Below are 12,132 nucleotides of genomic sequence, written 5' to 3' on the forward strand. Positions count from 1 at the left end.
CCACCCCCCGCGCGGGGCGCGCGCCCCCCCCCCCCCCCCCCGGCCTCCCCCCCGCCCCCCCCCCCCCCTCCCTCCCCCGGCAGGCGGGCCCCGCCGACCGTTTCCGTCCATGGCACAGAATGTGCGCATGACCGATCAGGAGTACGAGAACGCCTGACAGGCCCACGCCGCGGCGGCGCGGGGGGAGCCTGTCGTCGGCACAGGCAGTGGACGGGCCGTCTTTCCCTCGATGGTCGCCGACGGGGAGTGAGCGGCGCGCCCGTCACCCGGGTGCCGCTGGAATGAGTCGATGGGGGCCGCGGAACCCCTAGGGTGTGCGGCATGTCTGAGCCTGAGCTGATTCGGATCGTGTCCCGTTCCTCTCCCATGGCGCTCGCGCAAGTCGAGCGGGTGCGGGCCGAGTTGGGGAGGTGTCGGCCGGGGGTGCGGACGGAGGTGGTGCCGGTGACGACGTCGGGGGATCGGTGGATGGGGGATTTGGGGAGGTTGGGGGGTAAGGGGGCGTTCACCAAGGAGGTGGATGCGGCGTTGTTGGCGGGGGAGGCGGATGTGGCGGTGCACTGTGTGAAGGATGTGCCGGCGGATCGGCCGTTGCCGGCGGGGACGGTGTTCGCGGCGTTTTTGGAGAGGGACGACGTCAGGGACGCGCTGGTGCACGGTGGGGGGCTGACGCTGGACGAGCTGCCGGACGGGACGCGGATCGGGACGTCGTCGGTGCGGAGGGTGGCGCAGTTGGCGGCGTCGCATCCGGGGCTGGAGTGTGTGCCGATGCGGGGGAACGCGAATCGGCGGCTGGAGAAGCTGGCGGCGGGGGAGGCGGACGCGCTGCTGTTGGCGGTGGCGGGGCTGGAGCGGATCGGGCGTACGGATGTGATCAGTGAGGTGCTCTCGCCGGAGGTGATGTGCCCGCCGATCGGGGCGGGGATTCTGGCGCTCCAGTGCCGGGAGGGGGACGAGGCGACGATCGATGTGGTGAGCGGGCTCGGTGACCGGGCGGCGTATCGGGAGGCGACGGCGGAGCGGATGTTTCTGCATGTGCTCCAGGGGCACTGCAATTCGCCGATCGCGGGGTACGCGCGGGCCGAGAGCGGTGGGGATCTGTCGCTGCGGGCGAAGGTCTTCACGCCGGACGGCAAGCGGGTGCTGAACGCGCACGAGTGGGCGGGGCCGCTCGATCCGGCGACGCTCGGGACGTCGGTGGCGGTGGCGCTGCTGCGGCAGGGGGCGCGGGAGCTGATCGACGGAATCGACCACTGAGGCACGGAGGCACGGAGGCGGATCGGCTTTGTATTAGTGTGAAAAATGTTTGCAGCTAGTGCAGGTAGCGGCTAGCGTTTGCCGCATGCCCGCGACACCTCCCTCCGTGACCGTCCTCACCGGTCGCCATGTCCGTCTGGAACCGCTCACCAGGGCCCATCTGCCCGATCTCTTCGACGCCGGCGGCGGGGACGACGAGATCTGGCGCTGGCAGGGCGGGCCGACTCCGCGCACGCGGGAGGAGTTGGGCGAGAGGCTGGACGGGGTGCTCGCCGAGGCCGAGCGGGGGACGTACGTCCCGTTCGCCGTGGTGCATCTGGCGAGCGGCCGGGCCGTCGGCTGGACAACCTTCCTGGACGTCGACGCGGCGCATGAGCGGCTGGAGATCGGCTGGACCTGGTACGGCCGGGAGTACTGGCGTACCGCGGTCAATTCGGAGACGAAGCTGCTCCTGCTGACGCACGCGTTCGAGGAACTGGGCATGGGCCGGGTGCAGCTGAAGACCGATCATCTCAATGAGCGCTCGCAGGCGGCCATCGCCCGGCTCGGCGCGCGGCGCGAGGGAGTGCTGCGCAGGCATCGGCGGCGGCCGGACGGAAGCTGGCGGGACTCGGTGTACTTCTCGATCCTCGCCGAAGAATGGCCGCCCGTGAAGGAGCGTCTCCGTGCCCGCCTCTGACCCCGCAATCACAGTACGAGAGCTGATCTATTACCCGGTGAAGGGCTGCGCCGGTACGGAGGTGGACTCGGCCTCCGTCGGGGAGATGGGCCTGCTGCACGACCGTGTCTTCATGGCGGTGGACGCCGAGGACGGCTCCTTCCGCAGTCAGCGGACGCTGCCCGCGCTGGCGGCCGTGCGGCCCGAGGTGCTCGACGGCGGGGCCCGGCTGCGGCTGTCCGCCGACGGGGTGGAGAGCGTCGTGGTGGAGGTCGAACCGGATGCCGAGCGGCGGGCGGTGACCCTGTTCGGGCGGCCCGTCGGTGAGGTGCCGGACCAGGGGGACATGGCGGCCGAGTGGTTCTCGGAGGTGCTCGGGAAGCGGTCCCGGCTGGTACGGGTGCCGCCCGGCTTCGATCGGGACGGCTGGGGCGAGACGCCCGGCAAGGTCGGTTTCGCCGATGCGCACGCCCTGCTGATCGCCTCCCGGCGCTCGCTGGACGATCTGAACGCCCGGATCACGGCCGGAGGCGGCCGGCCGGTGCCGATGAACCGGTTCCGGCCGAACATCGTGCTCGACGGCTGCGCCGAGCCGCACGACGAGGACCGGATGCGCGGGCTGGGGATCGGCACCGCCGAATTCGCCTACTCGGTACGGGCGATGCGATGCGCGGTGCCGATGGTCGACCAGGTCACCGGGGTGCGCTCGGGGCCGGAGCCGATCCGGACGCTCGCCACCTACCGGCGGGAGCCGGAGTACGAGAACAAGGTGAGCTTCGGGATGAAGGCCGCCGTCCTGCGGCACGGCGTCCTCTCGGTGGGCGATGCCGTACGGGTGACCTGGGCAGCCGAACAGCCCGTCTGAAGGGGTTTCCACGACAGCCGCTGCCGCCCCGGGACACCGGGGCGGGCAGCGGCTGTCGTGCGGGAGTACGGATAAGGAATCAGCGGCCGTAGCGGATCAGCGCCCGCACCATCCGGCAGGTGGCGTCGGACGGCGGGTGCACTCCGATCAGGTCGGCGGTCTCGCGGATCCGCCGGTTGTCCGCCGTCGCCGGGGGGTGGATCCCCGAGTCGAGCAGGGCGATCGCCAGGCGCATCGCCTTCAGCCTGCGGTTGTGCGTCACATACCACTCGCGCGGCCGTCCGGCCGGAAGCGGCTTCTTGGCGAGGGGCGCGCACCCGGCCGCGGCGCGGGTGGTGCGCACCGTCCGGGTGGTGCGCACGGTGGTGGTCGTCGTGGTCGTCGTGGTCGGTTCAGTCGGCTTCGTCATGACTCTGGTTACGGCCATCGGCAAACCTCCAGGCACGGTGGCGGGACCCTCCCGAACTACCCCCCATTCTACTTCCAGGCACTGACAATCGGCCCTGGCCAGACGGTGTTTATGGGCTTCGGGGCGGTACCGTGGCGGCATGGAGATCTGGATCAATCCCGCCTGTTCCAAGTGCCGGGGCGCGCTCGAACTGCTCGACGCGGAGGGCGCCCGGTACACCGTGCGGCGCTATCTGGAGGACGTGCCGAGCGAGGAGGAGATCCGCGGCGTACTGGAGCGGCTCGGGCTCGAACCGTGGGAGATCACCCGTACCCAGGAACCCGTGGCGAAGGAGCTGGGGCTGAAGGAGTGGGCGCGGGAGCCTGCCGCGCGCGAGCGGTGGATCGCGGCGCTGGCGCGGCATCCGAAGCTGATCCAGCGGCCGATCATCACGGCGGAGGACGGCACGGCGGTGGTGGCGCGCACACCGGAGGCGGTACGGGACGCCCTCGGCCGCGTCCCGTAGTCCGACCGCGCCGACCGCCCCGACCGGGCTCACCGGGCTCAGCGCTCGTCGGTGCCCGCGACCTTGCCGGTCGCGAGCGCGATCCGGTTCCAGGTGTTGATGGTGATGATCAGGGCCAGGAGCTGGGCCAGCTCCCGCTCGTCGAAGTGGGCCGCCGCCGCCGCGTAGACCGCGTCCGGGACGCCGCCGTCGGCGATGAGGGTGACCGCCTCGGTGAGGGCCAGTGCCGCCTGCTCCCGCTCGGTGAAGAAGTGCCTGGCCTCGCGCCAGACGCCCGTCATGTGCAGGCGTTCCTCGCTCTCCCCCGCCTTGCGGGCGTCGCCGGTGTGCATGTGCAGGCAGTACGCGCAGTGGTTGAGCTGCGAGGAGCGGATCTGGACCAGCTCCACGAGGGTCGGGTCCAGGCCCTCGCGGGCGGCGGCGTCCAGGCCGATCACCGCGCGGAAGACCTTGGGGGCCTGACGCGCGAAGTCGATGCGGGCGGCGGGAGAGGGGGTGGCGGGGTTCCGTGTCGTCGTCATGGGTACCAATCTAGGATCACGGGCGACCGGTCGTAGGGTGCATTTCCATGGAAGATTCTTGGGTCAATTCGGCGGAGGTCCTGGGGGCGGATCTCCATCTGGAGCTGTCGGGTCCGGGCAGTCGGCGGGCGGTTCTGATGCGGGCGCTGCGCGAGGCGGTACGCGGCGGCCGGCTGGCCCCCGGGACCCGGCTGCCGCCCTACCGCTCGCTCGCCGCCGATCTGGGCGTCGCGCGCAACACGGTCGCCGACGCCTACGCCGAGCTGGTCGCCGAAGGCTGGCTGACCGCCCGCCAGGGCTCGGGCACCCGGGTCGCCGCACGCGCCGAGCCCGTCGCTCCGGTCCGGGTGCGGACCACCCCCGACCGGGTCGGCAAGCCGGTGTACGACCTGGTGCAGGGGAAACCCGACCCGGCGGCCTTCCCCCGTACCGCCTGGATCGCCTCGGCGCGGCGGGCGCTGAACGCGGCGCCGAACGACGCGTTCGGGCCCGGTGATCCGCGCGGGCGGGCGGAGCTGCGCGAGGCGCTCGCCGGGTATCTGGCGCGGGCGCGCGGGGTGCGGACCGATCCGGAGCGGATCGTGCTCTGTTCGGGGGTGGCGCACGGGCTGCGGCTGCTGGCACGGACGGTCGGCGGGCGGTGGGGCGTGGAGGCGTACGGACTGCCCTTCCACCGGGGGCTGCTGACCGGGGCGGGGGTGGAGACCGCGCCGCTCGCGGTCGACGCGGAGGGGGCCGATGTGTCCGGGCTCGGCCGGGAGCGTGCCGTACTGCTCACTCCGGCGCACCAGTTCCCCACCGGCGGTCCGCTGGGGTCCGGCCGGCGGGCCGCCGTCGTGGACTGGGCGCGGGCCACGGGCGGGCTGGTGGTGGAGGACGACTACGACGGGGAGCTGCGGTACGACCGGCAGCCGGTGGGGGCCGTCCAGTCGCTGGATCCGGAGCGGGTGGCGCTGCTGGGGTCGGTGAGCAAGAGCCTCTCCCCCACGCTCCGGATCGGCTGGATGGTGCTCCCGGACGCGCTGGTGGACGACATCGCGGCGGCGAAGGGGGAGCGGGAGCAGTGGTCGAGCGCCACCGAGCAGCTCACCCTCGCGGACTTCATCGCCTCGGGCGAATACGACCGCCATGTGCGGCGGATGCGTCAGCGGCACCGCCGCCGCCGCGACCGGCTGGTGGAGGTGCTCGCCGAGCGCGCTCCACAGGTCCGGGTGGGCGGGGTCGCGGCCGGGCTGCACGCCGTGCTGGAGCTGCCGCCGGGGAGCGAGCGAGCGGTGGTGAAGGCCGCGGCCTGGCAGGGGCTGGCGGTCGAGGGGCTGGACGAGTACCGCCACCCCCTCGCCCCGGCGGGCCGCCGGGACGGGCTCGTCGTCGGCTACGCCACCCCGCCCGAACGCGACTACCCCGGCGCGCTGGACGCCCTGTGCCGGGCGCTGCCCCCGGCCGAGGAGAGCCTCGCGGGGGCGTGAAGCAGGGGCGTGAAGCAGGGCGTGAAGGGGAACGCGGGCGTACGGGCGGCGTACGAGACCGTCGCGGCCGAGTGCGCCAAGGCGGCGAATACGATGTTTTCATCGCACCGCCGAAGAAAGGACCCATCACCCCATGGCGTTCAAGCGCACCCTTCCCTTCGTGCTCCTCCACGACGCCGACGACGTCCACGCGGACCTCGTCACCGCGCTGGAGACGGCCGACCCGTCATCGCGGGCCGGGCTCCAGGAGGCGCTGCGGATCGTCGAACGCCACCGGGCGCTGACGGACGAGCAGCGGACGGGGGAATGGGTACGGCGGACCCTGCGCGACGCGGAGGCCGATCCGGTCCATGACCATGTACGCGCGGTCAAGGTGCTGCGCGAGGCCGCGCCGGGGCTCGGGCTCGTCGCCGCGAACGACCTCGTCAAGGCGTCCGGCGAAGACAGGCCCTAGTCGCCGCCGCCGCAGCCGCCCCCGCACGAGTGCGTACCGGTGTCGTCGGACCAGCCGTTCCCCCCACCGTGGTTCGGAGCGTCACGCTTCGACCGGGACGGTCTCAGCTCGCGCCGAGGACGAGGGGCTCGCCGGGACACCCCCTTGCTCAGCGCACGGCGGGTCCGGTCCGGAAGTCCCTCCAGCGCGGCGTCGGCCACCCGCCGGCAGTACCGGTTGAAGCGCCGCCAGCGCCGGGCGCCCTCGTCGGGCCATGCCGCCGCGGCGAGCGCGAGCAGGCCCCAGAGGGGCCACCACACCAGGACCCACAGCGCGGGGTCCCCGCCCAGGAACGGGGAGGGGAGGCGCACCCCGGCGGCGAGGCCGTGCGCGCTGATGCCGAAGCCGATGACGCACGCGGCGAGGGCCACGACGGCCCGGCCGGGTTCGGCGTGGTGGCGCACGGCCGGGACGCGGTCGGCGAGTCGGCTCCGATACGGTGCAAAGTCGTCCGTGTCCGCGTCGAGGATCTCGTACAGCCGGGTCCTTTTTGTGGCGCTCCGGCGGCGGATGCCTTCGAAGAGCGCGGACAGGACCGGGTCGGACGGTTCGGGAGCGCCGGGCACGGCCGTGATCACGCCCGCGTCGGAGATGTCGACGGCTCCCCGCAGGGCGAGGAGGCCCACGGCCGTCCGTGCGGCAGTCCGCTCGCCGCCCGCCTGCCAGGACGCCTCCACGGGCCCGATGCCCTCGCGTTTGACGCGCCGGATGGTCGCGCGGTCGGTCCACCCCCGGATCAGGCACCAGCAGCCCAGCGCCGCGTTGACCGCCGCGAATCCCAGCAGCCACCAGAGCGCGAAGCGCGCCTCGCCGGTCATCCACCCCATCGATTCCCCCTCGTCTCAGTTCAGTCTGGACTCCGCCTCCGCCAGGATCTCGGTGAGGCGGAGGCCGAACCAAGCGTCGCAGCCGTGCGGGCGGCCGGTGGTCATGGAGGAGCGGAGTTCGTCGACGGCGGCGCGGTAGGCGGTGATGGCGTCGTTCCAGCGGGGCATCGCGGTTCTGCCGTGCTCGCCGACGAGTTCGACGCCCGCGCCCGCCGCGTTCGGCGGCGCGCCGAGGCCGAGGGTGGAGGTGCTGGAGGCGCCGGAGGAGTGGCGGAGGACGAGATGGACGCTGTCCGCCGGGCCGCGCAGGGCGTTCACCTCGGTGACGTCGCCGAGTACGGGGATGAGTACGGACAGGGCGTGGGGTCCGACGTCCCAGAGGCCGCCCTTCTCGCTCCGCCAGGGCGAGCGGGGGTGGCGGCCGTCGGCCGAGCCGGGGGCGTGGCGCGCGCCGAGCCATCGGGCGTGGGCGGTGAACCAGCCGCCGACGGAGGCCTGTTCGTTGATCCACAGTTCGGTGTCGGGGGCGAAGCGCAGGGTGCAGAAGACCACCGAGGCCACCTTGGCCCGCCGTGCCGCCTCGGCGGTCTCGCGGGCCGCGGCCACCGTCGTGGCGACCGGTTTGTCCAGCAGCAGCTGACGGCCCGCGTCGGCGGCCCGGACCGCGAGCGGGGCCTGTACGTCCGGGGGCAGGGCGAAGGCGGCGGCGTCGCACTCCGCGAGGAGCGCGTCGATGCCCTCGTCGCCCGAGTACGCGGCCGTCCCATGGTCCCGGGCGAGCGCGGCGGCGGCCTCGGGCCGTCTCGCCCACACCCCGACGAAGTCCACTCCGCCATGGGCGGCGAGTGCGGGCGCATGGGTCTGCCTCGCCCAATGACCGGCGCCGAAAAGTCCACAACGCAACATCTTCACGGGATTGTGCATGGGGCTCAGTGTGCCCGTCCCGCCCCGTCCGCCGGGCGAAAATCGGAGGAGCGACCCACGCACGGGTGTTACGTTTCCGGGGCCGGCCGCGGGACTCCGGCGCGACTTCCGAGACTCGCTCTGTAAAGCCATGATTTCGCCGTTCGCGCCCCCATTCCCCGGCCGGCTTCCTGCTGCCCGCCCGAGGGGGAGAACCGTGGGCAAGTCCGCCGAAGCCGCCGAGGTCGTCGCCGATCCCGTCGCCGAGAGCCTCGCCGACCTGGTCGCCGCCGAAGACGTACTGATCTTCGTGAACGCGGCGGTGACCGCCACCGGACAGCGCGAGTTCCGCTCCGACGCGGCCGGGCAACAGCTCTCGCTGGCCTTTCTCCATGAGTACGTCCAGGTCAACTATCGCCCGGTGTACGCGGCGGCCCTCGCCCTCGACATCAACGACCACAACGCGGCCCTGATCATCCAGCGGCTGCTGCGCACCTCGGGCGAGGTGGACGCCGAGCAGAAGCGCCGGGAGGGCGAGCTGATCGCCGCCCGGCTGGCGGTGCTGCCGCCGCAGCGGGTGTACCGGCTGTTCCGGGCCTTGCGCGCGGCGAAGGTCAACAACCGGCGCACCCGGGCGATCCAGCGGGAGTGGCTGGCGGCGCGGCCGGATCTCGGGCTGGACGCGGTGAAGTACCGCGAGGGGCTGCGGACGGCCGTCCGGCACACCCATCTGCCGCCCGGGCCCGCCGAAGGGGCGAAGGAGCTGGGCGACTTCCTCTTCGAGCCGAAGAAGCGCACCCGCTACGCGCATCCGCTGCTGGAGGCGCACCGCCGCGCCCACTACGAGCAGGGCGCGGTCTACGAGCTGCCGTTCACGGTCGCCGAGGGCTTCGCCGCCCGGCACGGGGTGGCGCGCGAGGTGTTCCTGGAGCGGATCGCGCCCCGGATGACGCGGCTGGAGCGGCTGCGCACCCAGGCCGCGACCTCCGCAGTCGCCTCCGCCCCCCGGGCCGATCTCGCCTCGATGCCGTTGACCCGGCTCGCGCTCTACGTCCTCTCGCTCTCCCTCGACGAGCGCTCACGGCGTCGCGAGGAGCTGACGGGCGCGCTGCGGGCCTCGGCGCTGCGTGCGGCGGGGCCGCACGCGGGGAGCTGGGGCGAGGTCGCGGCGGTGCTGGACGACAGCTACTCGTCGTACGGCTCGGGGGTGAAGCGCAGGCGTCCGCTGGCGGTCGCGCTGGGCGCGCACTATCTGCTGGCGGCGCTGGCCGGTTCGTATCGCGCGCACTGGACCTCGGGCCGTGCGGACGCGCTGCTGGTGCGGCCGTGGGGCGCGAGCCCGGTCGGGGCGCGGATACTCGACGCGCTGGAGGGTCCGCCGGAGCGGCTGGTGATCGTCTCGGACGGCTGGGACAACGCGCCGCCGGGGCTCGCGGGCGAGGTGCTGCGGGTCTGGCGCACCCGGCTCGATCCGGCGCGGCGCACCAGTGTCGTCCATCTGAATCCGGTGTACGACGCGGACGGTCTCGACGTCCGGCGGCTCGCGCCGAGCGTGCCGACGGCGGGGGTCCGGGACGCGGAGGATCTCCCGGCCCTGGTGGAGATCGCGCAGTTCGCGGAGGGCCGTACCGGGCTCGCCGAGCTTCAGTCGTATCTGGACCGCCGTGTCGAGCGGTTCGTGGCGGCGCGCCGCCGCCAGGGTGGGGATCGGGATCGGGATCGGGAGGGGTCGCGGTGAACAAGCTCGATCTGAGCGGGCTTTCGGTGCTGCCCTCGCAGGTGTGGGGCGGGATCCGGCTGGTCCCGCTGGTGCGCGGGACGCCGGTGGAGGGGCTGCGGCTGCGCCGGGAGGTGTACGGGAGTGAGTACGCGGAGGTGGAGACGCGGCCGGGTCAGCGCTATGTCTCCTATGTTCCGCACGGTTTTGTGGCGGACTGGTCGGCGGAGGGACTGGCGGACGGATCGGCGGACCGGCGGGCGAAGGGCGGCGGTGCGGAGTCCGCGGTGTACGGGACCCGGCTGGGCGGCGCGGCGCCGCCGTGCGTACCGCTGCGCGCCCATCACCGGCTGGCCAAGCGCCTCCGCGCCCGGGGGGCGGCCGAGCGGCGGCTGCGGTTCCTGCCGCAGCATCTGGCGCTGGAGGGCTATCTGTCGCTGCACTTCGGCGGCCCGTCCACGGCCTGGGACGAGTGGTCGGCCGAGGCGCTGCGGCAGGGGCTCCCGCCGCGCGCGGAGGCGGCGTACGGGGGATGGCGGGTGCCCGGGCTCGATGAGGCGCTGCGGGTCTTCGAGATCCATCCGGGGCAGTGCGGGGTGCTGCTGTACGCGGCGGACTCGCTCGCCGCGGCCTTCGTGGTGCCGCATCCGGAGGACTACCGGGCGCTGCACGCGACGCTGATCGAGGATCTGTACGGGGAGGTGATCCATCAGTACGCGTTCTTCGGCGGGCCGGTGCCCGAGTTCACCGTCCGTCTCGGCGACGGGCGGGGGGTGCGGACGCTGGACGGTCTGCGGGCGGCGGCGCGCGCGGCGGAGCGGGAGTGGGCCGAGGGGCATGACGCGCTGATGGCGGCGCGGCTGCTGGATCCCTCGTATCTCTTCGAGCGGGTGTACGCGATGGAGGGGTTCACGCTGTGGCGGTTCCTGCCGTCGTTCCGGCGCGGGGAGCGGGAGCAGCACATCGGCGAGGTGATCACGGATCACCGGGGGCGTACGGCGTATCTGAAGACGTTCCGGCTGTCGGACGCGCAGATCCGGCGGGGGTATCTGCTGAGTGTGCTGAGCGCCCACGACTGGGATCTCGACCGGGCTTCGGCGACGCTCGGCGACGGCCGGGCGGAGCTGGTGCGGCGGATCCGGGACGCGGGGTTCGAGGCGCTGGTGCGGGAGGGGGCGGAGCGGGCGCCCCGGCGCGGCGGCGGGGGCGGTGGCGGGTAGCCGTGGCAGTGTGGGGCGTCCCACAGGCCCTTCCCGTACCGCGTAACACGGGGTTCACAATCGGGCAACGGACGGGAAATGGTGTATTGCGAAGCTTCATCGCATACCGCTGCACCCGCAAGACCGTAAGAGGATGAGGCCCCGTGACCTTCAAGGCTGAGTACATCTGGATCGACGGCACCGCGCCGACCGCCAAGCTTCGTTCCAAGACGAAGATCCTCGCCGACGGAGCGGAGCTGCCCCTCTGGGGCTTCGACGGTTCCAGCACCAACCAGGCCCAGGGCGACGCGTCCGACTGTGTGCTGCTGCCGGTCTTCTCCTGCCCCGACCCGATTCGCGGCGGCTCGGACCTGCTGGTGCTGTGCGAGGTCCTCAACACGGACATGACCCCGCACCCGTCGAACACCCGGGCGGAGCTGACCGAGGCCGGTCAGCGGTTCGCCTCGCAGGAGCCGATCTTCGGCATCGAGCAGGAGTACACCTTCTTCGACGGCGACCGTCCGCTCGGCTTCCCGGTCGGCGGCTTCCCCGCGCCGCAGGGCGGCTACTACTGCGGCGTCGGCGTGGACGAGATCCACGGCCGTGACGTGGTGGAGGCGCACCTGGACAACTGTCTCAAGGCGGGGCTCGGGATCTCCGGCATCAACGCCGAGGTCATGCCCGGCCAGTGGGAGTTCCAGGTCGGCCCGCTGCCGCCGGTCGAGGTCTCGGACCAGCTGTGGATCGCGCGCTGGCTGCTCTACCGCACCGCCGAGGACTTCGGGGTGTCGGCGACGCTCGACCCGAAGCCGGTGAAGGGCGACTGGAACGGCGCGGGCGCGCACACCAACTTCTCCACCAAGGTGATGCGCGAGGGCCCCGAGGGGTACGAGGCGATCATCACCGCCTGCGAGTCGCTCGGCGAGGGCTCCAAGCCGCTGGACCACGTCAAGAACTACGGCGCGGGCATCGACGACCGGCTCACCGGGCAGCACGAGACGGCTCCGTGGAACGAGTACAGCTACGGCGTCTCGGACCGGGGCGCGTCGGTGCGCATCCCGTGGCAGGTCGAGAAGGACGGCAAGGGTTATATCGAGGACCGCCGCCCCAACGCCAACGTCGACCCGTATGTGGTGACCCGTCTGATGGTGGACACCTGCTGCTCCGCGCTGGAGAAGGCCGGCCGGAGCTGACCTCGCATCAGTCCCGAGGGGGCGTTCGCCGGGGCCCCCGGGGGCCCCCCCCCCCGCGGCCCGGAGGCGCCCCGGCCCCCTTTTGGGGGGGGGGTGCACGGAGGGGGGGGGGGGGG

The 12,132-nt window shown here is 73.0% G+C and carries 13 protein-coding genes; 9 read left to right on the forward strand and 4 right to left on the reverse strand.

What is annotated here, in order from left to right:
- The first annotated feature begins 321 nt into the window (after positions 1-321).
- The 3 genes from hemC to IE247_RS05980 all read left to right on the forward strand — a co-directional run bounded on the left by hemC (position 322) and on the right by IE247_RS05980 (position 2,780).
- The gene (hemC, locus tag IE247_RS05970; protein WP_190121812.1) at positions 322-1,257 is read left to right on the forward strand and encodes a hydroxymethylbilane synthase; all 936 of its coding nucleotides are present in this window, start codon (positions 322-324) and stop codon (positions 1,255-1,257) included.
- An 85-nt stretch (positions 1,258-1,342) separates the two neighbouring features.
- Entirely contained in the window at positions 1,343-1,936 is a 594-nt protein-coding gene (locus tag IE247_RS05975; protein WP_190121813.1) for a GNAT family N-acetyltransferase, read from the forward strand.
- Positions 1,923-2,780 (forward strand): MOSC domain-containing protein, encoded by an 858-nt coding sequence (locus tag IE247_RS05980; RefSeq protein WP_229868695.1) that lies wholly within the window; start codon positions 1,923-1,925, stop codon positions 2,778-2,780. The genes IE247_RS05975 and IE247_RS05980 overlap by 14 nt, the downstream gene beginning before the upstream one ends.
- A gap of 79 nt (positions 2,781-2,859) precedes the next feature.
- Here the strand turns inward: IE247_RS05980 and IE247_RS05985 are convergent, their stop codons facing one another.
- Positions 2,860-3,189, reverse strand: coding sequence for a hypothetical protein (locus IE247_RS05985; RefSeq protein ID WP_229868697.1), 330 nt, complete (start codon positions 3,187-3,189; stop codon positions 2,860-2,862).
- A 139-nt stretch (positions 3,190-3,328) separates the two neighbouring features.
- On the opposite strand from IE247_RS05985, the gene IE247_RS05990 reads away from it, so the two are divergent.
- Positions 3,329-3,694 (forward strand): arsenate reductase family protein, encoded by a 366-nt coding sequence (locus tag IE247_RS05990; RefSeq protein ID WP_190121814.1) that lies wholly within the window; start codon positions 3,329-3,331, stop codon positions 3,692-3,694.
- 38 nt (positions 3,695-3,732) lie between these two features.
- Here IE247_RS05990 and IE247_RS05995 read toward each other — a convergent pair whose 3' ends face one another.
- Complete coding sequence (locus IE247_RS05995) at positions 3,733-4,215, reverse strand: carboxymuconolactone decarboxylase family protein (RefSeq protein ID WP_190121815.1); 483 nt, start codon at positions 4,213-4,215, stop codon at positions 3,733-3,735.
- 47 nt (positions 4,216-4,262) lie between these two features.
- Between IE247_RS05995 and pdxR the strand changes: the two genes are divergently transcribed.
- Positions 4,263-5,684, forward strand: a complete 1,422-nt coding sequence (gene pdxR / locus IE247_RS06000; protein WP_190121816.1) for a MocR-like pyridoxine biosynthesis transcription factor PdxR — start codon at positions 4,263-4,265, stop codon at positions 5,682-5,684.
- A 133-nt stretch (positions 5,685-5,817) separates the two neighbouring features.
- Complete coding sequence (locus IE247_RS06005) at positions 5,818-6,138, forward strand: hypothetical protein (RefSeq protein WP_190121817.1); 321 nt, start codon at positions 5,818-5,820, stop codon at positions 6,136-6,138.
- Here IE247_RS06005 and IE247_RS06010 read toward each other — a convergent pair.
- Both IE247_RS06010 and IE247_RS06015 read right to left on the reverse strand, forming a co-directional pair.
- Positions 6,135-7,004 (reverse strand): DUF2207 domain-containing protein, encoded by an 870-nt coding sequence (locus tag IE247_RS06010; protein WP_190121818.1) that lies wholly within the window; start codon positions 7,002-7,004, stop codon positions 6,135-6,137. The two genes, IE247_RS06005 and IE247_RS06010, sit on opposite strands and share 4 nt — an antisense overlap.
- Before the next feature lie 15 nt (positions 7,005-7,019).
- Positions 7,020-7,928 carry a Gfo/Idh/MocA family protein gene (locus tag IE247_RS06015; protein ID WP_190121819.1) on the reverse strand — a complete coding sequence of 303 codons (909 nt, stop codon included), beginning with the start codon at positions 7,926-7,928 and terminating at the stop codon, positions 7,020-7,022.
- A gap of 196 nt (positions 7,929-8,124) precedes the next feature.
- On the opposite strand from IE247_RS06015, the gene IE247_RS06020 reads away from it, so the two are divergent.
- The 3 genes from IE247_RS06020 to glnII all read left to right on the forward strand — a co-directional run bounded on the left by IE247_RS06020 (position 8,125) and on the right by glnII (position 12,016).
- Entirely contained in the window at positions 8,125-9,645 is a 1,521-nt protein-coding gene (locus tag IE247_RS06020; protein WP_190121820.1) for a hypothetical protein, read from the forward strand.
- Positions 9,642-10,844, forward strand: coding sequence for an ARPP-2 domain-containing protein (locus tag IE247_RS06025; protein ID WP_190121821.1), 1,203 nt, complete (start codon positions 9,642-9,644; stop codon positions 10,842-10,844). The genes IE247_RS06020 and IE247_RS06025 overlap by 4 nt, the downstream gene beginning before the upstream one ends.
- 143 nt (positions 10,845-10,987) lie before the next feature.
- Positions 10,988-12,016 (forward strand): glutamine synthetase, encoded by a 1,029-nt coding sequence (gene glnII / locus IE247_RS06030; protein ID WP_190121822.1) that lies wholly within the window; start codon positions 10,988-10,990, stop codon positions 12,014-12,016.
- The last annotated feature ends 116 nt before the right edge of the window (positions 12,017-12,132 follow it).

This window comes from Streptomyces inusitatus, from assembly GCF_014651115.1.
Taxonomy (GTDB): Bacteria; Actinomycetota; Actinomycetes; order Streptomycetales; family Streptomycetaceae; genus Streptomyces; species Streptomyces amakusaensis.